The following is a 21,768-nucleotide window of genomic DNA, read 5'->3' on the forward strand; positions in this document are numbered from 1 at the left end:
AAGCAATCTGCTGTCTGGCGGGAGGTGAATAATACAGGACTGAAACTTATGGTCAACCCCCCTTGAAAAATTCTTTTCCAGACAGAAATCAACCGGTTGCAGCCCCGCCTGCAGCAACCGTGGATCTGCTCCATCATCGTAATGGCATCAGCGGCGCTTTTGAACATGACCGTAGTGATGTTCGAACCCAGGGTTGCGCTGCCAATGATCGATGTATCCGAGGATCAGCATCGACAGATCGCAGCGCTCCTCAGTTTCTATAGGGATTTGCGTCAGTGCTTAGCGATCACCTGAATGTGTGTGATCCCCACCCGCTCGGCCTGCTGCAGAATTTCCTGCGGCGTCGAGTCTGCGGTGGGCATGATCAGGCCGTTCTCGGCATCGCCCAGATGCAGTTCCAGCAGATGCATGGCCGCCTCGTGATCGCCCAATTGAGGCGCCTTGAGCTCGAAGGTGTGAGTACGAGGCTGGCCGTTGAACAGGTATTCCAGAAGATAGGTGTGCATGATTTCATCCAGGGTTGTAGGAAGAAGCAACTGATTATCCTGACTCGTTGGTCAGAATTTAGTTCAAACTGCATTTCGCCTCGTGCATCAACGGATAAATGCCTTCACTCAATGCAAACTTTTCGCTCCACCGGGCGTCCTTTTCTTACACTCCCAAACAGCTGATCACAGTTAAGGACTGGCGATGACCTTCTTTATCTTCCTTCTGGCCTGCGCGGCCGCCGCGACCACTGGCGTCATGTTCAAACCGGGCGAGTGGTATGACTCACTGGCCAAACCCGGCTTCACGCCACCCAACTGGGCGTTTCCGGTGGCCTGGACAGTCATCTATGTGTTGCTGGCCTGGGCGGGTTACCGCTTGAGCCTTATTCCCGGGAGTCAGACGGTGCTGGCTTTGTGGGCCGCGCAGATAGCCCTGAATACACTGTGGACTCCGGTGTTCTTCGGCGCACATCAAGTTCTCGCCGCCATGGTGATCCTGACGTTGCTCTGGCTAGTGGTTGCGACAATGGTGGTGCTGGCCGTGCAGCTTGATCTGGTCACTGGTTTAATCCTGTTTCCTTATCTGGCCTGGCTATGCGTTGCCGCGGCGTTGAATTTCTCCATTCTGATCAAGAACCGCTGATGAACACATTCACCCGAAAGGCGCCGTGGCCGGAGGGCGAGCGTGAATTGGGGCAAGTGCGCGCCTTCAACAGAAAACTCGCCTGGTTGCCGCGCTTTAAAATTCGCAATCGCGTGCTGCCGAGGATCATTCAAACGCTGCTGCGCGCCAGTCAGATCGGTGGCGCGACAAAATTGCTCAAGCATGGCCTCACGGCTGAAAACCGGGTGATTGATAGCGGCGGCGTCCCGGTGGGCGTGCGGATCATTCGGCCCAAAGGTCGAGCGAAAGGCGTTGTGCTGGATTATCACGGTGGCGGCTGGGTGATCGGCAACGCACAGATGAATGACAACTTCAATGTCGCCATCGTTAATACGTGCGATGTGACTGTCGTCTCGGTGGATTACCGGCTGGCGGTATCGACTCCTATAAAGGAGGTGATGCAAGACTGCCTGGCGGCGGCTCAATGGCTACTGACTGACAAGGAGTTTGCCAATCTGCCGGTCATTGTCGTTGGCGAATCGGCAGGGGGGCATCTGGCGGCAGCTACTTTATTGGGGCTTAAGCCATCGCCCGATTTGCTGCAACGGGTAAGCGGTGCACTGCTGTATTACGGCGTCTACGATTTGACCGGCACGCCGAGCGTCCGCACCGCGCCGCCGCAGACGCTGGTGCTGGACGGTCCCGGTATAGTTGACGCGTTGCGCATGCTCACGCCAGACCTGAGTGACGAGGAACGCCGACAGCCTCCGTTGTCACCGCTCTATGGAGACTTCAGTGATTTCCCGCCTGCGCTGATGTTTGCCGGCGAACTGGATCCGTTACGTGACGACACCCTCGACATCGCCGAGCGCTGGAAGCAATCGGCGCCTGTCGAAATGCACCTGCTGCCCTCCTCGCCCCACGGTTTCATTCACTTTCCAACGGCTATTGCTGAAAGCGTATTGACCTACAGCCGTGAATGGATTTGCGCTCGGGTCGACGGGCAAATGAACGCTTCAGCCTTGGAATCCGGCAACACGCCCTCATAACAATGACTACTCACATCATTTCCCGAGGGGAAGGACAGAACATGACCAGCCAAACCGAAACTGCCATCCTCGCCGGCGGGTGCTTCTGGGGGATGCAGGACCTGCTGCGGCGCTACCCCGGTGTCTTGCAGACGCGGGTCGGCTATACGGGCGGCGATGTGCCCAATGCGACTTATCGCAACCATGGCAACCATGCCGAAGCGATCGAAATCGTGTTCGATCCAGCCGTGATCAGTTACCGGCAGATCCTCGAGTTCTTCTTCCAGATACACGATCCGAGCACACCCAATCGCCAGGGCAATGACCTGGGCCCCAGCTATCGCTCGGCGATCTACTACCTTAGCGAAGAGCAACGCGATGTTGCCGAAGACACTGCTGCTGACGTTGACGCCTCAAAGTTGTGGCCGGGCCGCGTGGTCACCGAAATCGAACCGGCCGGTCCCTTCTGGGAAGCAGAGCCTGAGCACCAGGATTATCTGGAGCGGATTCCAAACGGCTACACCTGCCACTTTATTCGGCCGAACTGGAAGTTGCCCAAGCGCAACTGATAGCCAAAACAAGTTCGCAGCTCTCCGACATCAGCCCCCGATACCTTTCTTTAATAAGTACCGGGGGCTGTTCGGCGTTTCCCGTCAGCCTTTAGCAAACTCCGGCCCCTCAATGTGGTAGACCGTCGGTTCTTGCGAAAAGTAATCCTGCAAACCCAGCATGAACCTCTGATGGTCATCACTCGCTTCAAAACCCGGCGTGTGATCCTCGAGTGTCTGCCATTGCACGATCAAGTTGAAGACCTCAGGACTTTCGATCCCCTGCGCGAGTGTGTGACCGCGGTAACCCTTTGCCCGAGTGAGTAAAGGCGCGACCTCGGCGAACGCATGGCGGAACGGCTCTATTTGTTCTTTATGGACGGGAAGCAAAGCGATTTCATAAATCATGACGTGTCTCCAAATTGAGTTTCAACGGTTGAAAGTGCACTCAGCCAATGAGGCTGTCTTCGATGGCAATCGCGATTTTTCCCTGAATACCATTGTTGGGACTCTCCAACCGGGCATGCGCGAGTGGGATGTCGGCAAGTGAATAGACGGCCCCTACGTGCGGGCGCAGTTGACCGCGCTCGATCAACGCGCTCAGTTCATCAAGCTTGCCGCGGTTTTGTCGGGTGAAAACGAAGTGATAACTGGCGTTCTTGCCCCAGGCCTGGACAAGATTTTGTGGCATTGCAATGTCGACAATCGAAACTACGCGACCCAGTTGAGCGAGCGCGTCGGGGCTGCGTGACAACGTGTTGCCGCCAATGGTGTCGAACACCACATCGACTCCGCGCCCAGCGGTTTCCCGCAGGACGGCGTCGACGTAATCCTCCTTTTCGTAATCGATGACCACATCGGCCCCCATACGGCGTGCGAACTCACTGTTCGCTTCCCGCACGGTCGTGAACACCTTGGCGCCAATGGCTTTTGCCAGTTGAATAGCGACATGCCCGACGCCCCCGGCACCACCGTGTATCAGAATGGTTTCGCCTACTCTGAGCGCCGCACGTACGACCAATGCTTCCCACGCCGTCCCGCCCACCAACGTCAGGCTGGCGGCCTCCAGATGGCTGAGCGCGGCAGGCTTCTTGCCGACAATGCTTTCGGCGGCAACGTGGTACTCGGCGTAACTGCCTGGACCGTCAAATATCTGCGGGGTGTACCAGACCTCGTCTCCGGGAACGAAGGTTGTCACGCCCGGCCCCACCGCTTCGACGACGCCCGATACGTCATGTCCGGTTATGGCCGGCAGTTGTACCAGGTCGGGATAATCGCCGCGTCGAACCTGGAAATCCAACGGGTTGATCGAAGTCGCGTGAACCCGGACCAGAACCTGTCCCGCCTGAGGCACGGGCTTGGGCACGTCGCAAAGTTCGAATGCTTGCGGGCCGCCAAATGATTTAAGTATCAGAGCTTTCATCGTATACCCTCATTTCGATAAAAAGGGATATCGAGATTTCTCGATATCTTTAGGTAAAAAAACAGCTGAAAACTACAGGTCCTTCCCGATGATCTCGGCAAGGACGCTGATGGTTGCTTCATTGCGCTTGTAGTAGGTCCATTGACCGATACGCCTGACTTCAACCAGACCCACGCGTTGCAGCGTTGCGAGATAAGAAGACACCGTCGACTGCGACAGCCCGACACCTTCCTGGATACTGCTCACACAAACGCCCACCGTATGAACGTCACCTTCATCCTGCGGTGGGAAGTTCTTTTCGGGGTCTTTCAAACCCTTGAGGATTTCAAGTCGGGTCTGGTTTGAAAGTGCTTTGAATATTTCGAGTAAGTCCATGCCGCGAGGATATCGACATTTTTCGATATGTCAATGCGAGAATCCAGTAGTTTTCAGTTGGCCGCGAGCATTGCGATATGATCCGCAGCAACCGATTCCGATGGACTCACGCTCATGCCAACCGCGCAGACCCGCCCTACCCCCGCGCCAATGCTCAAACCCGGCGAAACCGTGGTGCTGTTCGACGGTGTGTGCAAGCTATGCAATGGCTGGGCGCGTTTTTTGATTCGGCATGATCATCAACGGCGCGTGCGACTGGCGGCAGTGCAGTCACCCGAGGGACAGGCGCTGCTGGCATGGGCGGGGTTGCCAGTGGACCAGTTCGACACCATGGCAGTCATTCGCGACCGACATTACTGGGCGCGATCAGATGCCTTTTTTGAAGTCGTCGGTCAGTTGCCCGGCCGCTGGCAGCCCTTGCGCTTGCTGCGCGTTTTCCCGCGTGGGCTGCGGGACTGGGCATATGACCGCATCGCGTTGAATCGCTATCGGCTGTTCGGCAAGTACGACAGCTGCCTGCTGCCCAATCCTGATCACGAGCAGCGATTTCTGAAAATGCCTGCGCCATCTTCAGCACAATCACACCGATAAAGCGTGGTCAGAACTGCTCGTCAGAAAACTGCACGGACAGGGTCAAGTTGGCCGGATCGTTGATCGCAATCAGGTATTCAGCAACGCTGATTTCGCCGACGCAGGGCCGGGCACCTGGTTGCGGCACATAACCTCCGACCATTTTCGCGGCCAGTGCGACGGCGGCGCAGCTGGGAATTTCCGGGCCTTTGTCGTTAAGAGCGGTCAGTTGCGCGGTCATGGTCAGCGGTTGCCCTTCAACGCCTGCGCCCTGAACGTCGATGTACATCGCACTTTTGCCATCGCCAAAACGCTCGAATCGACAGCCCAGCCGATACAGTCTGGCGGCCCAAGGGAGATGGTCGCGAACCAGCCCGATTTTTACTGCCTGCGCTAACAATGCGTTGGCAATACCGGCGAGTTTCAGCCCGGCACCTGCCTTGAAGCTGAGCGTGTGCGCACCATAGCGTCCGGCGAAGATATCCATGTCCGGTACGTCAACATTCGCCAGTAAACGGCTGCCCAGTTGCGGTATTTTGCGCAAGGTCAGATTCTGCCAACCCGACACTTCATGCACCTTGCCGTTTTTCAGTTGTTTGATCGGCTTGCCGGCGTAGGCCAGCACACCTTCGATTGTCGACAGACCGGGCATTTTCGCCGAAGCAGATACGCCGTATTCGATCGAATCGATACGCGAGAATCGGTGACGCTGCTGATCGATGATCGCTGACGAAAGCGTCGGCACCGAACTGCAACCACTGAGGATCGCCACGCCCGCCGCTTTCGCCCGTGCGTCGAGAATACTTACGCCGTTGACGAAGGTTCGGCAGTCCGCCAGGTCGCAGTAATTCACTTGAGCAGCGATGCAATTCTCGGCGACCGCATAGGATTGCCCCTGAAACGGCCCGCCGGTGTGGATGACCAACTGGATATCCAGCGAGCGCAAAGCGGCGCTGAACGCGGGGCCCATGGCATCGCCGCACCAACCTTGGGCGACAGCAGCCGACTGGCTGTTCAGCTCATCAACCTTGCGCTGCAACTTGTGCGGGTCGCGTCCCGAGAGCAGCAGTTCTACACCCGGCATGACCGCCAAATGCCCGCAAACGATGCTACCGAAATTACCGTAGCCACCGACCACCATCACCCTGAACGGCATTCAATTCTTCCCTAACTGAAAGGCTGTTCTCAGCCACTATTCGACGCACATAAACAGCCGTGAAGAATATAGACCCGGGCACTCGCAAGCCACTCAACCATTGTGCGATGCCGTCAGCTCGATACCTGTTCAAGAAAGATCAGTTGCAAGGGCTCTTCAAGCAGGTCATCCGCCGTAGCAGCAAAGCGCTGGAAATACGGCATGGCGAAGTGCGCATCCAGTGCCGCTTGATCCTTGAACGCCTCGCGCATGTAAAACGTGCCGCGCTCATCGCGCAGTTCAAACAACACATAATCGAGATTGCCTGGCTCTGCCCGGGTCGGCTCGACCAGTGCCAGAAGCCCTTCTTTCAAGGCCCGTTCCTGACCCTTTTTGGCCTTGAGGACGGCAATCGAAACCAACACTTCTGTGGACGCATTCATCATCAGTTCTCCGGAAGATAAAACAGGTATTACCGGGTAGGCGCAGGCGCCGCGTCGATTTTCAGACGCAGCAGGCTGCAGGGTTTCTGTTGTTGATCCTGCCCGCCGCGAAACACCGCCTGGCGGTGCAACGGGTTGGCGATGAAATACAGACAGTCAACAGAAGCCTTCGAGCACGATCTTGCCCCGAGCCTTGCCACTCTCGACCCGTGCATGAGCCCGGCGCATGTTTGCTGCGTTGATCGCGCCGAAGTGCTCGCCGACGGTGGTCTGCAAAACGCCCAGATCAATCAGGTCGGAGACCCGGTTAAGCAAGTGATGTTGTTCGATCATGTCCGCCGTTTCGTACAATGAGCGGGTGAACATCAACTCCCAATGCAGCGACAACGACTTGCGCTTGAGCGGCATGACATCAAGGCTCTCGGGATCATCAATCACCGCTAGACGACCCTGCGGTCGCAGCACTTCGATCAGCTGTAGAAAGTGCTGTTCGGTGTGGGTCAGGCTGGCGACGTAATCGACCTCGGCAATCCCGAGGGCCTGCAACTGAGCGAGCAGCGGCTGGCTGTGATCGATGACGTGATGGGCGCCCAACTGCTTCACCCAACCTGCGGTCTCCGGGCGCGAAGCGGTGCCAATCACCGTGAGTCGGGTCAACTGCCGAGCCAGTTGCACCAGCATCGAACCGACGCCACCCGCCGCGCCGGTAATCAACAGGCATTTGCCCTCCCCGCTGGCCTCGGCGACACCGAGACGGTCGAACAACAATTCCCACGCCGTGATCGACGTTAACGGCAGTGCCGCCGCCTCGGCAGCACTCAACGAACGTGGCTTGTGCCCGACAATTCGCTCATCGACCAAATGCAATTCGCTGTAGCTACCGCTGCGAATAATCGAGCCGGCGTAAAACACTTCGTCGCCCGGTTGAAACAGCGTCACTTGCGAACCGACTTCGCGAACGATGCCGGCCGCATCCCAACCGAGAATTTTCGGTTCTTTGGTGAAAGTACCGGCGCGCACCTTGGTGTCGACCGGGTTGACTGAAACAGCCCGTACCTCGACGAGCAGGTCACGCGGACCGGGCACTGGCGCAGTTATCTCGATGTCTTGCAAGGATTGCGCATCTTCAATGGGCAGGGCGTGTTGTACAAAGGTGATGGCTTTCATGGGGACTCGCTGTCTGAAGGGTTGAAGCATTCACTTGCCACCATCTTCGACTTCCCACGGAGAAAGAAAAACCTGCAGAATGCGCCAACACTTTCACTGCAGGAGAGAAAATGATCCGCATCGATGATCTCGCCCTGTTCACCCGCAGCGCAGCGCTGGGCAGCTTTACCGCCGCGGCGCTGGAGGCCGACTTGTTGCCAGGGCAGGTCGCCGCCGCCATCAAACGTCTGGAGCGCGAACTGGATGTGCGCCTGTTCGCGCGAACCACCCGCAGCCTGCGTTTGACTGCCGAAGGTGAGCAATACCTGCCCACCGCCCACGCCGTGCTCGAAACCCTGAAACAAGGCGAGGACAACCTGCGGGGTGAAAACGCCACGCTGCGCGGCGTGCTGCAAGTCACTGCGCCGTCTGATCTGGGGCGCAATATTCTGCTGCCGTGGTTAACGATGTTCCGTCGTCAGCATCCGGAACTGACCCTGCGCTTTGCCCTGTCGGACCAGATGGCCGACCTGTTTCGCGACCCGGTCGACGTCGCCATTCGGTACGGTACCAACGAAGACGCCAACTACGTGGCTCTGCCACTCGCGCCTTGGAATAACCGGGTGCTGGTCGCATCGAAGGACTACGTGCAACGCCACGGGCAGCCAAAAACGCCGGAGGACTTGCTGAATCATCCATGCCTGCTCTACCTGCAGAATGGTCGGGTATTCGATAAATGGTGCCTGGCCGGTAAAACGATTCAAGTCTCTGGCCCGCTGTTCAGCGACGACGCCGATGTGGTTCGGCGCTGGGCACTGGCCGGTGAAGGTATCGCCAACAAATCCTGGCTGGATGTCAGCGCTGACGTGAGCGCAGGACGCCTGCTTGTGCTGCTGCCGGACTTCCCCGGAGAGGCCTCGCCATTGAGTCTGGTGTGCCCGCATCGCAAACAAATCTCCCCCGCGGTATCGCAACTGCATGCGTGGTTGAGCAACCAGTTTGCCGCCCTGCAGCCGGGCTGAACTGAGCGTCCGATAATGGCCGCGGCGTTGACGAACGGTCATTCGAGTGTTCAGATGCCGCCCAGTTTCAGGTGTCCCATGCCGCCGTGCATGGGGTGAAACGGGAAACCGGTACGTTCTTTTTTGAACAAGTCCGGTGCTGCCCCCGCAACGGTATGCGCGTGATGCTTTCGACACACCACTGTGGCCAGACGGCCATGGGAAGGTGAAAGCATCGATACGCGCGAGCCCGGAGACCGGCCCGAAATGTCTGTTTGGCAAAATCCTGCGGTGGGCGGGCATGGGCCGGTGTCGGCGTGTGCGCGATGCCTTCTCCTGCATGCTCTTCTGCGAAGATCCTTTTCGAGAAGACAATGATTCGACCTTTCAACTCCTCTGCTCCCTCCCTGTTATTCGGTTGCCTGTTCAGTCCGCTGCTGCTGGCCGACGACGCGACTCTGGAACTCAATCAGCAAATCGTTTCGGCACCCTCGGTGGAGTCCACGACCGTCGCCGACATGGCGCATTACGGCAGCAAAGTGGACATCGTCAGCCGCGAACAGATCGAGCGCGCCGGCCCCGGGGCGGATGTCAGTCGCGTCATGCAGATGTTCATTCCCGGCCTCTATGTCGCCCCGAAAAACGGCCCGTTCGACTACGGCACTTATTCCCTGTCAGGCGGACGCAATGACGATACGCTGGTCCTGCTCGACGGTGCACGCCTGAACAACCGCTTGTACGGCGGTTTGTACCTGGACACCTTGCCGGCCAACGCCATCGAACGCATCGAAGTGCTCAAGGGTGGGCAGAGTCTGTTGTTCGGCACGCAAGCGGTGTCAGGAGTAATCAACATCGTCACCCGTTCGCCGCAGAGTCGAAAGGCCTCGGGCGAGGTGAACATGGGCCTCGACACTTTCGGCGGCACCACCGGCGATGCCCGGGTCGAGAACATCTTCAGCAACGGTTTCGGCGATCTGGGCTTGCTGGCCTATGTCAGCCACAACGTCTCCGACGGTTACCAGCCGTTTCGCAACCGCGACATGAAAAACGTCACCGAGAAAAACCGTGCTTATGAAGTCACCACATTCGGTGGCAAGGCGATTCAGTCGTTTGGCGACGACTCGCGGCTGGAGTTGTTCTACCAATATGCGGACGCCAACCTCGATTTCGCCCGCCCGGTCGATAACCACAAAACCACCAACGACCGCGTGCAACAGATCGCTACGGCGACCTTCGAGCAAAACCTCAATGAACGTCTGAGCTACTTCGTCAAAGGCCATATCAACGATTGGGACACCCGCTACACGCGCATCAATAATGTCGAGGGCGGCGCCACCAAAGCCATCAACCACAACGACTATTGGGGCTTTACCGATTGGGGCATACAGGCCGAAGGCAAGGCTGAATCGTCCGGCGGTCATGTGCTGGTGTTCGGCACCGACAACCAATGGTTCAAAGGCCAGGACGATGTGCTGATCATCGACAACGACAAGGCCGAAGCCCACGCGATCTACACCCAGTTGCGTCCGCAGATCGACGCCCTGCCCGACTGGCACCCGAGCGTCGGCGTTCGTCACGAAGCCATGGGCGGCGGCGACAGCGCCACGGTCGCCATGCTCACTTCGCTCTACGATCTCAACGACAACTGGGCCGTGCGCGGTCAGTACGGCAGCGCCTACAAACTGCCGAACGCCGAACAATTGTTCGTCAACGAACCGGGCGACGAGATCGGCAACCGCAACCTCAAACCGGAAAAAAGCCGCAACGCCGAACTGGGCCTCGACTACAAGGGCCTGCTGCTCGATCGCGCGTTCAGTGCCAGCGTCACCGTGTTCAAACGCAAGATCGACGACCTGATCACCCTCGACGATAGCCACTGGGTCAACGGCGAGGGCCAGGTACGTATGCGCGGTTTCGAGGCTGACGCGAAACTGGCCCTCAACGCGCAATGGAGCCTGCAAGCGGACATGACCCGCAACCTCACCGAATCGCGCAGCGGCGTGACCATCAATGACATCCCGAGCTTCTTCGCCCGTTCGCGCATTGGCTTCGAGTCGGAAAACCGCCTGTGGGGTGCCGGCGGCGCGATCCGCTATATCCGCGATGTGACCAGCTCGAAACAGGTCGAGTACGGTCGCTATTCAGTGATCGATGCCGACGCTTATCGCTACCTCGACAATGCCCGTCAACATCGCGTCAGCCTGCTGGTAGAGAACCTGTTCGACCGCGATTACGTCACCAGCCGTGCCAGCAACGTCGACAACCTCGGACGACCGTTCACCTCAGAAGTACGCTACACGTACCGCTTCTGATGGCTGAAATCAAAGCAGTCGACGGCATCGACACGCACCCGGACTGGTCGCACGTTCCCGAACATGCGCGCCACGTGTTCCTCTGCACCGGCCCGCGCTGCACCCAGCGCGGCGCCTTGCAGTTATGGAAAACCCTGCGCCGGCACCTGCTGGCGCACGACCGCATCGAAACCCCGTGCGGCGTTTTACTGACGCGCACGCATTGTCAGTTTCCGTGCAACCTGGGGCCGATTCTGACGGTGTATCCCGACACCTGCTGGTATGGCGTACACAGCGACGCCGACGTGCAACGGCTGGTCGAGGTGCATCTGGTCGGTGGTGAGGTGGTCGAGGATCTGCTGATCAAGGAGCGTTCATGAGAACACTTGGGTTATGCCTGACGGCCCTGCTTTGCACAGCACCGGCGCTCGCTGACAATTATCGAAACTGCGGCGAAACCTGGAGCGCTGCACAATTGCCGCCATCGCGCATCGTCGCACTCAATCAACACGCGGCTGATCTGCTGATCGCCCTGGATGCAGGGCCGAGTCTGGTTGGCGTCGCCTATCCGGACGACACCCATGCCGGGGATCGAAACACCGAGTACGCAGGGGTTCCGGTGATCGCGCCGCGCTACCCGTCCAGCGAAGTGCTGTACGCGCAGAAACCGGATCTGGTGGTCGGCGGCTTTGCTACGGCGTTCGGCGACGGCGTCACTTCACGCGCGGGTCTGGCGCGCAACGCCGTCGCTTCCTATTTATTGGAGTCGGCCTGCGCGGGGCATTCGCTGGATTATTTCGGGCATGTGCGTAATGACCTGCTGACCCTCGGTGCGCTGCTGCACAAACAGCAAAAAGCCCAGCAACTGAGCGCCGCCCTGGACGCCGATCTGGCCCGCGCCCGCGCACTGATCGGCAACGAAAAGCCGCTGTCGGTGTTCTATCTGGACAGCGAGGTCAACGGTCTGGATTCAGAGGGCGGACTAGGCTTCGTGACCACCCTGCTCGCGGCTGCCGGGGCGCGCAATCTGTTCGCCGACATCAACCAGCACCGCGTGACGATAGATCGCGAAACCCTGCTGATCAGCGATCCCGACGTCATCTTGCTGGCCGATGCCGAGTGGTCGCCGGCCTGGCGCAAACGTCAGCTGCTGCACAATGATCCGGTGTTATCGCGCTTGCGCGCCGTGCGTGAGCATCGCCTGATCGACATCCCCTTCACTCACCTGCTGCCGACGGTGGGCAGCGGCCGTGTCGCACTTCACCTGGCGCAGCAACTCAAGACACTGCAGAAAAATAAATGAACCCGGCGCAACACACGCCACCTAAGAGAGACCATCAGGAGGTAGCCAATGCATATCGAAACCGTGTGGATCGTACTGGCGGCAGTTCTTCTACTGATAGAACTGTGGGCCATCAATCGGGTGCGCAAGAGTGAGGGGAAATCGAACAACAAGGGCGTCTGGATTGTATTGATCGTGTTTGTGCCGCTGTTCGGGCTCATCGCCTGGGCAATCGCCGGCCCTAAGCACATCAGCCCGAGCACCGCCGCGCGTCCTGGCCGTTAACCAAAAAGTACCGGCCCTGCTTCACGCATGAAAATCTCGACGGTTTTCGGACCGATCCCGTCAAATTCCGCCAGGCGTTTCTCGAACGCTTGGCGGTCGGCACCTTCGGCCACGATATTGCCGACTTTCCCCGCGTATTCATTATTGAGCTTGTGAGCCAACGCCAGAAGTCGCGTGGCGGTGGTCTCGTCGTACCTCACGTAATGCGCTTCGCCAAGCATTCTCACTAATTCTCTGTGGCTGCAGTGGGCTAGCTTTCGCGGTGTATCGCGCTGATGTCTGTCGACGATCACCCGATAGGCTTGCGCAGCAATGTCAGCCTGTATGCGTTTGCCCATCAGGAAACTGGCGATCAACCATTTGAACAGCGCCACCTCATCTGACGCGTCGCCAAAGCTGATCTCCAGATCCTCTGCCGTGATGGTTTTACCCATAAATCCGCCTTACTAATTTGTAAAAAAGAATTTCAAAGGACTGCTGAGGTCTATGCCTTACCTTCCTCAAGAGCTTGTACAAACATGAAATTCGCGTCTTTCTGCCAGGCCCTCTCCAATTGGGCCGGCAGCTCCAAAACTTTTATCGCCGCCATTGTCCTGATCATCATCTGGGCGCTTACCGGGCCGTTCTTCCACTACAACGACACCTGGCAACTGATCATCAACACCTCGACCACGATCATCACGTTTCTGATGGTGTTCCTGATCCAGAACACGCAAAACCGCGACAACGATATTTTGCATCTGAAGATCGACGAGCTGATACGCGCCACCAAAGACGCGCAAAACGCGGCGCTGGGGCTGGACAAAATGGGCACTCGGGAACTGCGTAAATTGCGCAAGCACTACAGATCGCTCGGGGAAGCCGATGAGATCGACGTCGAGTCGAAAGTGGACTGAGCGTCAGACCGTGGAGTGCCTGCGCACTCCACTGCCCATGAACAATGACTCAGGTCGCCGGCACTAATGCAGGCGTCTCGATCGTCTCCGCCAACGGCACATCGCTGCCGCCCGGCGTGAGAATGACCTTGCGGCAGCTTTCCTCTTTCTTGTCGAAGATCTTGTAGCCCTCGGCGGCCTGCTCCAGCGACATCCGATGGGTGATGATCGCCTCCGGCTGCAAGCGTCCGGTCTCGATATGCCCGAGCAGTTCAGGCAGGAAACGCTGGACATGAGTCTGGCCCATTTTGAATGTCAGGCCTTTGTCGAATGCATCGCCAAACAGGAAACCGTGAATCGGCCCGGAATACACTCCCGGCACACTCACAACGCCACCGCGGCGTACTGCCGCAATACACTGGCGCAGCGCTTTGCCACTGCCGCCTTCAAGCTTGAGCGTGGCCATGATGGTTTCCGTGGTGCTGCCCTTGGCTTCGAAACCCACTGCATCGACTACCGCGTCCACGCCGCGATTGCCCGGCGTCTGACGAATGATGGTGTCTGCCGGGTCATCGTCGTCATCGAAGTTGATCGGGATCACCCCGTAAGTGCTTTGCGCGTATTCGAGTCGATAAGCATGGTGATCGACCATGAAAATACGTTCGGCACCGAGCATTCTGGCGCATGCCGCGCTGAGCAGACCGACAGGGCCGGCGCCAAAAATTGCAATGCTCGACCCTTGGCCGATACCGGCATTGATCACCGCTTGCCAGGCCGTCGGCAGGATATCGGAGAGAAACAACACTTTCTCATCCGATAAAGTCCCCGGTACCTTGAACGGCCCGGTATTGGCCTTTGGAACTCTCACCAGTTCCGCCTGGCCACCGGGAATGCCGCCGTACAGACGGCTGTAACCGAACAGTGCGGCCGGCGGTGGAATGACCTTTTTGTTCAACGCCCCGCCCGGACCCGAGTTGGTGGTTTCACACGCGGCGTACTGTTCCAGTTGGCAGAAGAAACAATCACCGCAGGCGATCACGAACGGAATCACCACGCGATCGCCGCGTTGCACGGCCGTTACCGCAGAGCCCGTCTCTTCGACAATCCCCATGAACTCATGGCCGAAGATATCGCCATGCTCAACGGTGGGAATCTTGCCGCGATACAGGTGCAGATCCGAGCCGCAAATGGCCGTGGCCGTGACGCGCAGGATAATGTCGTCGGGCGCTTCGATGATCGGGTCCGGCACGGTTTCGACTCTGACATCATGTGCGCCGTGGTAAGTCATTGCTCGCATGGTGGGTGTCCTCGTACTTTCTGATGAAAGGATTGCTGCTTCATTTTCGGAAGGATGAAAGCCGCTACGAGTTCATTGCATTTTTGCTTATTCGGATAAGTGGAATCATTCGCCAATGCGAACCTTGCCGCTGAAGACCTTGAAGCCATAGGTGTTGTAAATCAGTGTCACGGGGATCAACACGGCGAAGCCGACCAGCATGAAGACCTGACTCTTCGGGCTGGACGTAGCGGCTTGCAGAGTCAGGTCCGGTGGCACGATCAGCGGGTACAAAGCGATCAGCATCAGGGCAAAAGCCAGAATAAATACACCCAGCGCAGCGAACAGCGGCAAGCCATGAAAACGACTGCGAAAGCCCAGGTGAAAAACGACCAGCAAGGTGCCGAGCAACACGGCCGACGTCAGCCACACGCGGACATCCGACAGGCGCTGTAGATATTGCCCCTGCAACGTAGACGTCCAGCCAACCAGAATCAGCAACAACGTTACGGTCACCAGCGCCAGCCACTTCGCCTGACGAGCCGAGCGCCATTGCAGTTCATCGACGGTGCGCCAATACAGCCAGCACGTGCCCAGCCACGCATAACCCAGCACCAGCACTCCCCCGCAAAACAACGGGAATGGCGTCAGCCACTCGCCGCCGTCACCGGCGTATTGCCCGCCCTTGTGCGGCACGCCTTGTACCAGTGTCCCCAGAATGATGCCTTGTATCGCGCCGGTGCACAGTGAGCCGCCAAGCATCATGCCGTCGACCCATCGCTTGGCGGTTTCGCTGGGCGCATAGTCGCGAAACTCAAGAGCGACCGCCCGTAGAATGAATGCCAGAAACATCACAATAAAAGGCAGATACAGCGCCGGCAAAAGCACGGCATACGCCAATGGAAACAATGCCAGCAGCCCGCCGCCACCGAGCACCAGCCATGTCTCGTTGGCGTCCCAGATCGGCAGAATGGTTACTGCCATGGCGCGGCGATCCTGGCTGGAAGTCGTCAGCCCCATCAGCATGCCGACGCCCAGGTCGGTGCCGTCGAGCAGTACATAGTTCATCACTGAAAACGCCAGAGCGGCAGCGCAGAGCAGCGTGATCCAATCGGTGTCCATGCCTTCAGATCCTCAGGAATGCCCGGTTTCATCGGCCAGGGTCGGCTGTGGCCCGGGCTCGTCTTCGTGGGGTGGCTCGCGCAGGGTGCGTAGCAGCACCCACAGGCCGATGCCGAAGATCAGCAGATAAAACAGCAGAATCAACCAGGTCGATCCGAGCACCTGCGCCCGCGACACGGACGACAGACTGTCAGCCGTGCGCATCAGCCCGTAGACCGTGAACGGTTGCCGACCGACCTCGGTGACAATCCAGCCACTGAGCATCGCCAACAAACCTGCCGGCGCCATCAGCAGGCTTGTCCATAACCACCAGCGCGCGGTGTAGAGGCGTTGTCGGCGGCGCAGGACAAGGCTGATGACGCCCTGCCCCAACATCAACAACCCCAGACCGACCATGGCGCGAAAGGCAAAAAACACCGGCGTCACTGGCGCAATATCCTGTGGCGCAAACTCATCCAGCGCAGCGATTGTCCCGCTCAAATCATGCGTCAGGTACAGGGAGCCAACGCGCGGAATCGCCACTTCCCAACGGTTACGACGCTCGTTCATATCGGGCCAGGCCAACAGCCGCAACGGTTCGCCCGCGCCTGTCGCGGGGCGAGTCCAGGAGCCTTCGATAGCCGCCACTTTCTGCGGCTGAAACTTCAGGCTGTTCTGACCATGCAGATCGCCGACCACAACCTGCACCGGGATCAGTACGACAATCGCCCACAGCGCCATGGAAAACGCCAGGCGTGCGCGTGGATTGCCTGGCGCCTTCAACAGTTGCCACGCACTGGCGCCCGCCACCACGGCTGCGGTGCCGAGCAACGCGGCCAGCGTCATATGGATCAACCGATAGGGAAACGACGGGTTGAAGATGATCGCCCACCAGTCTTCGGCGATAAAACGACCGTCTGCTGCAATCGAGTAACCGGCGGGTGTCTGCATCCACGAGTTGGCCGAAAGAATCCAGAACGCGCTGATCAACGAGCCCACGGCCACAGCGCACGTGGCCAGGAAATGCAGACGCGGTCCGACCTTCTTCAGACCGAACAGCATGATCCCGAGAAAACCGGCTTCCAGAAAAAACGCCGCGAGTATCTCGTAGAACATCAGCGGACCGAGAATATCCCCCGCCTGCACCGCCAGTCGTGACCAATTGAGTCCGAACTGATATTCCAGAATCAGCCCCGACGCCACGCCGACTGCCACATTCAGGGCAAACACCTTGAGCCAGTAGCGGTAGACATCCAGATAAACCTTGCGCCCGGTTTTCAGCCACAGCGCTTCGAGAATCATCAGAAAATTGGCCAGGCCGATGCTCAACGCCGCCAGCACGATGTGGAAACTGATGGTGATCGCGAACTGCATTCGCGCCGCCATGAGGGCTGACTCAACGTTTTCCATGAACGTATCCGGTTTGCAGTCTCATGGGCATGTCGCCGTCCTTAAGTTATCGCCTGATGGAGGTTCGACATCACCGCCAACCTGCAAATTCAGCGCAGGCAGCGATCTGCAATGCCTGCCGGACGCTGTTCATGCAGCTTGCACGAAGGCTTTTTGCCGCATGCGGCGCAAACCCTTGATCCAGCGCAGTTCAGGGTCGCGCTGCAAGTTGGCACAGCAAATGCGATAGCTACAGGCGAATCCTATAGCGCCGTGGCACAACGGCCTGTGTACAACCCGTGATAGCAGAGGCAACCACCATGAACGCCATCGACCTTCTCAAAGCCGACCATGAAAAAGTAAAAGCCATCCTCACCCAGCTGAGCGAATCCACCGAACGCGCGCTGAAAAAACGCACCGAGTTGCTCGCCAAGCTGGAAATGGAAATCTCGATCCACACGCGTCTGGAAGAAGAAATCCTCTACCCCGCGTTCAAGGAAGCGGGCGGCAAGGAACAGGACATCATGTACTTCGAAGCCAAGGAAGAGCACCGCACGGTGGACTCGCTGGTGCTGCCGGATCTGAAAATGACCGATCCGGGCACGCCGGAATTTGCCGGTCGGGTGAAAGTGGTCAAGGAGTTGCTGGAGCACCACATCGAAGAGGAAGAGACAGAAATGTTCCCTCAGGCGAAAAAGCTGTTGGGTAAAGCGAAGCTTGATGAACTGGGCGCGCAAATGGAGGCCATGAAGGCCAGCTACAAGAAAGACATGGCGGCCGGCAATATGGCTGCGTAATGCGCTGAAGCAATCCAGAGCCCGGCGTACTGCCGGGCTTTTTTTGCGGTCGATGGCCTGCCCCAGGTTTTGGGGGCTTAGAATTGCCGACTTTTGCCGCAAGGGATTTGCATATGCAACGCATCGTCATTCTGGGAAACGCCGGCAGTGGAAAGTCCACCTTGGCCCGGGAAATCGGCCAGCGTCTGGACGTGCCCGTGGTTCACCTTGATCCGCTGTTCTGGGAGCCTGGCTGGGTCGAGCCGGATGACGAAGCTTTCCGTGAGCGGGTACGACAAGCCATCGCCGGTGATGCATGGGTCAGTGACGGCAATTACTCCCAACGCACCTTCGATCTGCGCCTGCCCCGTGCAGACCTGATTATCTGGCTCGAAACCCCGCGACTGACCTGCCTGCGACGGGTCATCACGCGCAGCGCACTGAACCGGCCACGCCCGGATCTCCCGGCAGGATGTACCGAACGTCTGGATAAAGCCTTTCTGGGCTTTCTGAAATATGTCTGGCACTTTGACAGAGTCAATCGCCCAGCCAGTGAGGCCAGACGAATGGCGATAGCACCGCAGATCCCGGTTATTCACCTGAGTGGGACGCGGCAGATTTCAGTGTTTGTGGCGGGTCTGAACAAGCCTGCACGCAAATCTCTTGGTCACAGCATTGAGGGCTCGTCGAAAAACCCATGCATTTGAACAATGCGGGTGGGATGCTTTTTCGGGGCGCCTGCCCAGAGAGGCGGCACGACTCAAAAAATGTCTGGCACAAATGACGAGCGAGTCTCCAGAATCAGCGCCCGCTGTGGCATTCAATTAAGCCATTTGGACAATCACCACATCCTCGCGCAAGCTCAAGCCGTGCAACACACTTAAGGAGCGTTAACCTTCATGGACGACACCATCACCTACCGCATCGCAACGGCTGAAGACGCACTGACCATGTGCGAGTTGGGCCAATTGCTCAACGCCGTACACCACGCTGCCCGTCCCGATATTTACGCTGCCGCCACCGAAGACTTCTCCCGCGACCTGCCACATTGGTCGGGCATTTTCGAGAAGGCGGATCAGGTGGTGTTTATTGCGCACGTCGGCGATCAGCCCGCCGCATTCATTACGGCCAGCCTGTCGGCCAGTTCTCCACCGCTTATGCAGCCGCAAAAGGTTGTGCGCATCGGCTCGATATGTGTCGCCGAGCGGTTCTCCGGCAAAGGCATTGGTCGGGCGCTGATGCAACTCGTCAGGGATTGGGCGATTGAACATGACGCACAGGATTTGCGCCTGACAGTCTGGCCGTTCAATGAACGTGCGGCACGCATGTATGCGGAGCTCGGTTTCGAGGATCGCGCAGTTGAAATGGGCATGCGTCTGGCATGAGCAGGCAACGCCGACACATCATGATCGTCCTCGGTTTAGGGGTGTTTTACATGGGACTGTGGGCGGCGTCTCAGTGGTGGGAAACAGCGTTGGCGACTCCTTACGGCGACGCTGACATCAGCCCCGATGGTTGCGTCCGGGTCCAGGCATTCAGGCCTTATTGGGTGTTGCCAACCTCCTTTCATCCTCAGTTCCACCCGCACGATCCGCAAGATCTGTCCTGGTTCATCCGTTGGGAGAGCCCGGCGTTTTTCCGCTTATACGATAACCGTAACGGTCAGTTGCTCGGCGAAAGCAGGATCTACGATCTGGTGGCTTACGGGGGGCCGAAATCATGGGGTAATGACATTTACCCCACCGTTTACGCCGGCATGATCCAGATTGGCACCACACCGGCTGACTGCTCGAGACACTAACGTTGATCGCTGCGCGGATGCCACAGTTGATGGAGGAGGCGCGGGCACCGACAAAGGCTGTTCGGGACTTTATTGTGAGGTAAGGAATTGGTGTTGCCTGCACCCCGGCCATGCGTCAGGATGCCTGCCCTTTTGGGCCAGAGACAGCGACACTTGCTTATGCGACTCTCTGGTCAAGGCGAGCGAGAAACCCTTCGATCGTCGATATTCAACAGACAACCCGAGTCATCAACATGAACCGCCAGAAAAAACTGAAGCAGTTGTTCAGGGAAAAAGCCAAAAAGGCCAGCGCGAAGCTGGCCCCGAAAAAGGAAAAGTACATCAGCAAGGCTGACCGGCTGAAGATGGCTGAGGAAACTGTTGCCGAGCCGGTCGTTTCTACCGATAGCTGAGGCCTAGCCGCAACGGCCTCAATCGATCTTGATCACCACCTTGCCGAACGCCCCTTTCGCCAGATGCTCGTACGCTTGGCAGGCTTGCTCGAACGGATACACCTGATCGATAACCGGGCGGATCTTGTGTTCGTTTGAGCGCGGCAATCGGCAGCGTTGCCGCTTCTTCGGCGCTCATGTTGGCGGGCGCGCCGACGGCGCCGTCGGGAATTTTCGCCGAGCGTCTGCAACGTACGCTCAATGCCTTCAGCGAAGGCCGACTTCAAATCGCCCGACTGACGCGCCGCATCACCGCACAACGCAGCCAGGGTGCAACCCGTGGAGCGCCCCATCGCGATGATCCCTGGATCTTACACACGAGCTGCGCGACGTCGACGTGGTAATGAACAGCTCGTAGATCAAAAGGCAAAGTCATCCTTCAAGAAGCGTATTGAAAGAATGTCACTCGAACTCTCGCGAAAGCCTCAAGATTTTGAGGCTTTCGCGGCCGGCAGTCCCTGCCTGTTGGTTACTTCAGATTGTTCTCAAAGAAGGTAGCCAACTTGTCGAAAGGAATGAGATTGACACGATCATAGAGGTCAACATGCCCGGCGCCCGGGATGATAACCAGCTCCTTGGGTTGTCCGGCGAGCTTGTAGGCCTCCTCGCTGAACTCCCTTGAGTGTGCATCAGCGCCGGCAATGAACAACATCGGGCGCGGAGAAATCGTCTCGATATCATTGAACGGGTAGAAGTTCATGAATTTGATGTTGCTCGTCAGAGTCGGGTGCGTCGTCAGCTCTTTAGAGGAACTGGACGGTGTGTACTCGCCCCGAGGTGTGCGGTAGAAGTCATAGAACTCGCGTTGAATGGGATAAGTGTTTTCATCCAGTTGATGGACCGTGCCGCTGGTGTAAGCGGTTTTACCCCCAGCGAACTCGACATCACGCTGCTGTGCCGCTTGCGCGATCATCGCCTTGCGTTGCTCAAGCGTCTGCGAATGCTTCAAACCATTGCGATTGACCGCGCCCATGTCATACATGCTGACCGTTGCGATGGCTTTCATGCGCGGGTCGATCTTGGCCGCGCTGATGACGAAACTGCCGCTGCCACAGATGCCGATTGCGCCAATACGTTCCTTGTTGACGAAAGTCTGTGCACCCAGAAAGTCCACTGCCGCACTGAAGTCTTCGGCGTAGATGTCCGGCGAAACAGCATTGCGCGTACGCCCCTCGCTTTCACCCCAAAACGAAAGATCCAGTGACAGAGTCACGAAGCCCTTCTCCGCCATTTTCGTGGCATAGAGGTTAGCGCTCTGCTCCTTGACCGCGCCCATCGGGTGGCCGATAACAATCGCCGGGCTCTTCGATTTTGCGTCGAGGTTTTTCGGGATGAACAGATTCCCCGCCACATTCATTTGATATTGGTTTTTGAAAGTAACCTTCTGCACGGTCACTTTTTCGCTGGTGTAAAAATTATCTGCGCCGTTGGACATATCGGCTCCTGTTGCTGAGAGTGAACTGACAAGAAGCGTTAAAAGAGCAATGAGTTTTTTCATTG

Annotated in this window: 27 protein-coding genes, 3 pseudogenes and 1 riboswitch; of the genes and pseudogenes, 15 read left to right on the top strand and 15 right to left on the bottom strand. The window is 57.9% G+C overall.

Annotation, left to right across the window (positions count from 1 at the left end; translation table 11 throughout):
* Positions 1-272: 272 nt before the first annotated feature.
* Positions 273-506: a hypothetical protein gene (locus tag AB4P91_RS20570; RefSeq protein ID WP_395603544.1), complete on the bottom strand. Its 234-nt coding sequence runs from the start codon at positions 504-506 to the stop codon at positions 273-275.
* A gap of 184 nt (positions 507-690) precedes the next feature.
* On the opposite strand from AB4P91_RS20570, the gene AB4P91_RS20575 reads away from it, so the two are divergent.
* From AB4P91_RS20575 to msrA, 3 genes are read left to right on the top strand one after another with little or no spacing between them, the layout of a single operon-like run.
* The gene (locus tag AB4P91_RS20575; RefSeq protein ID WP_150595365.1) at positions 691-1,131 is read left to right on the top strand and encodes a TspO/MBR family protein; all 441 of its coding nucleotides are present in this window, start codon (positions 691-693) and stop codon (positions 1,129-1,131) included.
* Positions 1,131-2,141 carry an alpha/beta hydrolase gene (locus AB4P91_RS20580; protein WP_395603545.1) on the top strand — a complete coding sequence of 337 codons (1,011 nt, stop codon included), beginning with the start codon at positions 1,131-1,133 and terminating at the stop codon, positions 2,139-2,141. The genes AB4P91_RS20575 and AB4P91_RS20580 overlap by 1 nt, the downstream gene beginning before the upstream one ends.
* Before the next feature lie 41 nt (positions 2,142-2,182).
* Positions 2,183-2,689, top strand: a complete 507-nt coding sequence (msrA, locus tag AB4P91_RS20585; RefSeq protein WP_042558871.1) for a peptide-methionine (S)-S-oxide reductase MsrA — start codon at positions 2,183-2,185, stop codon at positions 2,687-2,689.
* 84 nt (positions 2,690-2,773) lie between these two features.
* On the opposite strand, the gene AB4P91_RS20590 is transcribed toward msrA, so the two are convergent.
* The 3 genes from AB4P91_RS20590 to AB4P91_RS20600 all read right to left on the bottom strand — a co-directional run bounded on the left by AB4P91_RS20590 (position 2,774) and on the right by AB4P91_RS20600 (position 4,466).
* Entirely contained in the window at positions 2,774-3,076 is a 303-nt protein-coding gene (locus AB4P91_RS20590; protein ID WP_395603546.1) for an antibiotic biosynthesis monooxygenase family protein, read from the bottom strand.
* Between the two features lie 40 nt (positions 3,077-3,116).
* Positions 3,117-4,091, bottom strand: coding sequence for a zinc-dependent alcohol dehydrogenase family protein (locus AB4P91_RS20595; RefSeq protein ID WP_395603547.1), 975 nt, complete (start codon positions 4,089-4,091; stop codon positions 3,117-3,119).
* 72 nt (positions 4,092-4,163) lie between these two features.
* Positions 4,164-4,466 carry a helix-turn-helix transcriptional regulator gene (locus tag AB4P91_RS20600; RefSeq protein ID WP_047300830.1) on the bottom strand — a complete coding sequence of 101 codons (303 nt, stop codon included), beginning with the start codon at positions 4,464-4,466 and terminating at the stop codon, positions 4,164-4,166.
* A 114-nt stretch (positions 4,467-4,580) separates the two neighbouring features.
* On the opposite strand from AB4P91_RS20600, the gene AB4P91_RS20605 reads away from it, so the two are divergent.
* A complete protein-coding gene (locus AB4P91_RS20605; protein WP_395603548.1) occupies positions 4,581-5,057 on the top strand; it encodes a thiol-disulfide oxidoreductase DCC family protein in 477 nt (158 codons plus the stop codon).
* A gap of 7 nt (positions 5,058-5,064) precedes the next feature.
* Here the strand turns inward: AB4P91_RS20605 and AB4P91_RS20610 are convergent, their stop codons facing one another.
* The 4 genes and pseudogenes from AB4P91_RS20610 to AB4P91_RS20625 form a co-directional block, all read right to left on the bottom strand.
* The gene (locus tag AB4P91_RS20610) at positions 5,065-6,192 is read right to left on the bottom strand and encodes a saccharopine dehydrogenase family protein (protein ID WP_150596571.1); all 1,128 of its coding nucleotides are present in this window, start codon (positions 6,190-6,192) and stop codon (positions 5,065-5,067) included.
* A gap of 113 nt (positions 6,193-6,305) precedes the next feature.
* Positions 6,306-6,614 (bottom strand): putative quinol monooxygenase, encoded by a 309-nt coding sequence (locus tag AB4P91_RS20615; RefSeq protein WP_150596572.1) that lies wholly within the window; start codon positions 6,612-6,614, stop codon positions 6,306-6,308.
* 29 nt (positions 6,615-6,643) lie between these two features.
* Positions 6,644-6,766: pseudogene (locus tag AB4P91_RS20620) on the bottom strand (gluconolaconase); the annotation flags it as partial.
* A gap of 4 nt (positions 6,767-6,770) precedes the next feature.
* Positions 6,771-7,781: a zinc-binding alcohol dehydrogenase family protein gene (locus tag AB4P91_RS20625; RefSeq protein ID WP_395603549.1), complete on the bottom strand. Its 1,011-nt coding sequence runs from the start codon at positions 7,779-7,781 to the stop codon at positions 6,771-6,773.
* Between the two features lie 110 nt (positions 7,782-7,891).
* Here AB4P91_RS20625 and AB4P91_RS20630 point away from each other — a divergent pair, with 110 nt between their 5' ends.
* The 5 genes from AB4P91_RS20630 (at position 7,892) to AB4P91_RS20650 (ending at position 12,619) form a co-directional block, all read left to right on the top strand.
* Positions 7,892-8,782: a LysR family transcriptional regulator gene (locus AB4P91_RS20630; RefSeq protein WP_150596574.1), complete on the top strand. Its 891-nt coding sequence runs from the start codon at positions 7,892-7,894 to the stop codon at positions 8,780-8,782.
* 52 nt (positions 8,783-8,834) lie between these two features.
* Positions 8,835-9,042, top strand: a riboswitch (cobalamin riboswitch).
* Between the two features lie 93 nt (positions 9,043-9,135).
* Positions 9,136-11,073: a TonB-dependent receptor plug domain-containing protein gene (locus tag AB4P91_RS20635; RefSeq protein ID WP_395603550.1), complete on the top strand. Its 1,938-nt coding sequence runs from the start codon at positions 9,136-9,138 to the stop codon at positions 11,071-11,073.
* Positions 11,073-11,432 (top strand): (2Fe-2S) ferredoxin domain-containing protein, encoded by a 360-nt coding sequence (locus AB4P91_RS20640; RefSeq protein ID WP_395603551.1) that lies wholly within the window; start codon positions 11,073-11,075, stop codon positions 11,430-11,432. The genes AB4P91_RS20635 and AB4P91_RS20640 overlap by 1 nt, the downstream gene beginning before the upstream one ends.
* A complete protein-coding gene (locus AB4P91_RS20645; RefSeq protein WP_395603552.1) occupies positions 11,429-12,355 on the top strand; it encodes an ABC transporter substrate-binding protein in 927 nt (308 codons plus the stop codon). The genes AB4P91_RS20640 and AB4P91_RS20645 overlap by 4 nt, the downstream gene beginning before the upstream one ends.
* A 48-nt stretch (positions 12,356-12,403) precedes the next feature.
* Positions 12,404-12,619 carry a PLDc N-terminal domain-containing protein gene (locus AB4P91_RS20650; RefSeq protein WP_042558859.1) on the top strand — a complete coding sequence of 72 codons (216 nt, stop codon included), beginning with the start codon at positions 12,404-12,406 and terminating at the stop codon, positions 12,617-12,619.
* On the opposite strand, the gene AB4P91_RS20655 is transcribed toward AB4P91_RS20650, so the two are convergent.
* The gene (locus AB4P91_RS20655) at positions 12,616-13,053 is read right to left on the bottom strand and encodes a DNA methylase (RefSeq protein WP_150595378.1); all 438 of its coding nucleotides are present in this window, start codon (positions 13,051-13,053) and stop codon (positions 12,616-12,618) included. The genes AB4P91_RS20650 and AB4P91_RS20655 overlap by 4 nt on opposite strands.
* 84 nt (positions 13,054-13,137) lie before the next feature.
* On the opposite strand from AB4P91_RS20655, the gene AB4P91_RS20660 reads away from it, so the two are divergent.
* Positions 13,138-13,515 (top strand): low affinity iron permease family protein, encoded by a 378-nt coding sequence (locus AB4P91_RS20660; RefSeq protein WP_150595379.1) that lies wholly within the window; start codon positions 13,138-13,140, stop codon positions 13,513-13,515.
* 49 nt (positions 13,516-13,564) lie between these two features.
* On the opposite strand, the gene AB4P91_RS20665 is transcribed toward AB4P91_RS20660, so the two are convergent.
* From AB4P91_RS20665 to AB4P91_RS20675, 3 genes are all read right to left on the bottom strand, one after another.
* Positions 13,565-14,791: a zinc-dependent alcohol dehydrogenase gene (locus AB4P91_RS20665; protein ID WP_150688583.1), complete on the bottom strand. Its 1,227-nt coding sequence runs from the start codon at positions 14,789-14,791 to the stop codon at positions 13,565-13,567.
* Between the two features lie 105 nt (positions 14,792-14,896).
* On the bottom strand, positions 14,897-15,892 hold the full coding sequence (gene cydB, locus AB4P91_RS20670; protein ID WP_395603553.1) for a cytochrome d ubiquinol oxidase subunit II: 996 nt from the start codon (positions 15,890-15,892) through the stop codon (positions 14,897-14,899).
* 12 nt (positions 15,893-15,904) lie between these two features.
* The gene (locus AB4P91_RS20675) at positions 15,905-17,281 is read right to left on the bottom strand and encodes a cytochrome ubiquinol oxidase subunit I (protein WP_395603554.1); all 1,377 of its coding nucleotides are present in this window, start codon (positions 17,279-17,281) and stop codon (positions 15,905-15,907) included.
* Positions 17,282-17,580: 299 nt separating this feature from the next.
* Here AB4P91_RS20675 and AB4P91_RS20680 point away from each other — a divergent pair, with 299 nt between their 5' ends.
* The 5 genes from AB4P91_RS20680 to AB4P91_RS20700 all read left to right on the top strand — a co-directional run bounded on the left by AB4P91_RS20680 (position 17,581) and on the right by AB4P91_RS20700 (position 20,229).
* Positions 17,581-18,057 (top strand): hemerythrin domain-containing protein, encoded by a 477-nt coding sequence (locus AB4P91_RS20680; RefSeq protein WP_150595383.1) that lies wholly within the window; start codon positions 17,581-17,583, stop codon positions 18,055-18,057.
* Between the two features lie 113 nt (positions 18,058-18,170).
* On the top strand, positions 18,171-18,743 hold the full coding sequence (locus AB4P91_RS20685; protein ID WP_395603555.1) for an AAA family ATPase: 573 nt from the start codon (positions 18,171-18,173) through the stop codon (positions 18,741-18,743).
* A gap of 192 nt (positions 18,744-18,935) precedes the next feature.
* Positions 18,936-19,421, top strand: a complete 486-nt coding sequence (locus AB4P91_RS20690) for a GNAT family N-acetyltransferase (protein WP_395603556.1) — start codon at positions 18,936-18,938, stop codon at positions 19,419-19,421.
* On the top strand, positions 19,418-19,837 hold the full coding sequence (locus AB4P91_RS20695; protein ID WP_395603557.1) for a hypothetical protein: 420 nt from the start codon (positions 19,418-19,420) through the stop codon (positions 19,835-19,837). Before AB4P91_RS20690 ends, AB4P91_RS20695 begins: the two co-directional genes overlap by 4 nt.
* Before the next feature lie 233 nt (positions 19,838-20,070).
* Positions 20,071-20,229, top strand: coding sequence for a DUF2986 domain-containing protein (locus AB4P91_RS20700; RefSeq protein ID WP_115146881.1), 159 nt, complete (start codon positions 20,071-20,073; stop codon positions 20,227-20,229).
* Positions 20,230-20,247: 18 nt separating this feature from the next.
* Here AB4P91_RS20700 and AB4P91_RS20705 read toward each other — a convergent pair.
* The 3 genes and pseudogenes from AB4P91_RS20705 to AB4P91_RS20715 form a co-directional block, all read right to left on the bottom strand.
* Positions 20,248-20,364: pseudogene (locus AB4P91_RS20705) on the bottom strand (zinc-binding dehydrogenase); the annotation flags it as partial.
* 48 nt (positions 20,365-20,412) lie between these two features.
* Positions 20,413-20,577 (bottom strand): annotated as a pseudogene (locus AB4P91_RS20710) (TetR/AcrR family transcriptional regulator); the annotation flags it as partial.
* Positions 20,578-20,737: 160 nt separating this feature from the next.
* On the bottom strand, positions 20,738-21,766 hold the full coding sequence (locus tag AB4P91_RS20715) for an alpha/beta hydrolase (protein ID WP_395603558.1): 1,029 nt from the start codon (positions 21,764-21,766) through the stop codon (positions 20,738-20,740).
* Positions 21,767-21,768: the final 2 nt, after the last annotated feature.

Origin of the sequence: Pseudomonas sp. B21128, assembly GCF_044218865.1 — a bacterium.
Lineage (GTDB): Bacteria > Pseudomonadota > Gammaproteobacteria > Pseudomonadales > Pseudomonadaceae > Aquipseudomonas > Aquipseudomonas iridis.

Coding starts and splice junctions, on each gene's coding strand:
- AB4P91_RS20570 (WP_395603544.1), bottom strand. CDS start 506: ATGCACACCTATCTTCTGGAATACCTGTTCAACGGCCAGCCTCGTACT.
- AB4P91_RS20575 (WP_150595365.1), top strand. CDS start 691: ATGACCTTCTTTATCTTCCTTCTGGCCTGCGCGGCCGCCGCGACCACT.
- AB4P91_RS20580 (WP_395603545.1), top strand. CDS start 1,131: ATGAACACATTCACCCGAAAGGCGCCGTGGCCGGAGGGCGAGCGTGAA.
- msrA (WP_042558871.1), top strand. CDS start 2,183: ATGACCAGCCAAACCGAAACTGCCATCCTCGCCGGCGGGTGCTTCTGG.
- AB4P91_RS20590 (WP_395603546.1), bottom strand. CDS start 3,076: ATGATTTATGAAATCGCTTTGCTTCCCGTCCATAAAGAACAAATAGAG.
- AB4P91_RS20595 (WP_395603547.1), bottom strand. CDS start 4,091: ATGAAAGCTCTGATACTTAAATCATTTGGCGGCCCGCAAGCATTCGAA.
- AB4P91_RS20600 (WP_047300830.1), bottom strand. CDS start 4,466: ATGGACTTACTCGAAATATTCAAAGCACTTTCAAACCAGACCCGACTT.
- AB4P91_RS20605 (WP_395603548.1), top strand. CDS start 4,581: ATGCCAACCGCGCAGACCCGCCCTACCCCCGCGCCAATGCTCAAACCC.
- AB4P91_RS20610 (WP_150596571.1), bottom strand. CDS start 6,192: ATGCCGTTCAGGGTGATGGTGGTCGGTGGCTACGGTAATTTCGGTAGC.
- AB4P91_RS20615 (WP_150596572.1), bottom strand. CDS start 6,614: ATGAATGCGTCCACAGAAGTGTTGGTTTCGATTGCCGTCCTCAAGGCC.
- AB4P91_RS20625 (WP_395603549.1), bottom strand. CDS start 7,781: ATGAAAGCCATCACCTTTGTACAACACGCCCTGCCCATTGAAGATGCG.
- AB4P91_RS20630 (WP_150596574.1), top strand. CDS start 7,892: ATGATCCGCATCGATGATCTCGCCCTGTTCACCCGCAGCGCAGCGCTG.
- AB4P91_RS20635 (WP_395603550.1), top strand. CDS start 9,136: ATGATTCGACCTTTCAACTCCTCTGCTCCCTCCCTGTTATTCGGTTGC.
- AB4P91_RS20640 (WP_395603551.1), top strand. CDS start 11,073: ATGGCTGAAATCAAAGCAGTCGACGGCATCGACACGCACCCGGACTGG.
- AB4P91_RS20645 (WP_395603552.1), top strand. CDS start 11,429: ATGAGAACACTTGGGTTATGCCTGACGGCCCTGCTTTGCACAGCACCG.
- AB4P91_RS20650 (WP_042558859.1), top strand. CDS start 12,404: ATGCATATCGAAACCGTGTGGATCGTACTGGCGGCAGTTCTTCTACTG.
- AB4P91_RS20655 (WP_150595378.1), bottom strand. CDS start 13,053: ATGGGTAAAACCATCACGGCAGAGGATCTGGAGATCAGCTTTGGCGAC.
- AB4P91_RS20660 (WP_150595379.1), top strand. CDS start 13,138: ATGAAATTCGCGTCTTTCTGCCAGGCCCTCTCCAATTGGGCCGGCAGC.
- AB4P91_RS20665 (WP_150688583.1), bottom strand. CDS start 14,791: ATGCGAGCAATGACTTACCACGGCGCACATGATGTCAGAGTCGAAACC.
- cydB (WP_395603553.1), bottom strand. CDS start 15,892: ATGGACACCGATTGGATCACGCTGCTCTGCGCTGCCGCTCTGGCGTTT.
- AB4P91_RS20675 (WP_395603554.1), bottom strand. CDS start 17,281: ATGGAAAACGTTGAGTCAGCCCTCATGGCGGCGCGAATGCAGTTCGCG.
- AB4P91_RS20680 (WP_150595383.1), top strand. CDS start 17,581: ATGAACGCCATCGACCTTCTCAAAGCCGACCATGAAAAAGTAAAAGCC.
- AB4P91_RS20685 (WP_395603555.1), top strand. CDS start 18,171: ATGCAACGCATCGTCATTCTGGGAAACGCCGGCAGTGGAAAGTCCACC.
- AB4P91_RS20690 (WP_395603556.1), top strand. CDS start 18,936: ATGGACGACACCATCACCTACCGCATCGCAACGGCTGAAGACGCACTG.
- AB4P91_RS20695 (WP_395603557.1), top strand. CDS start 19,418: ATGAGCAGGCAACGCCGACACATCATGATCGTCCTCGGTTTAGGGGTG.
- AB4P91_RS20700 (WP_115146881.1), top strand. CDS start 20,071: ATGAACCGCCAGAAAAAACTGAAGCAGTTGTTCAGGGAAAAAGCCAAA.
- AB4P91_RS20715 (WP_395603558.1), bottom strand. CDS start 21,766: ATGAAAAAACTCATTGCTCTTTTAACGCTTCTTGTCAGTTCACTCTCA.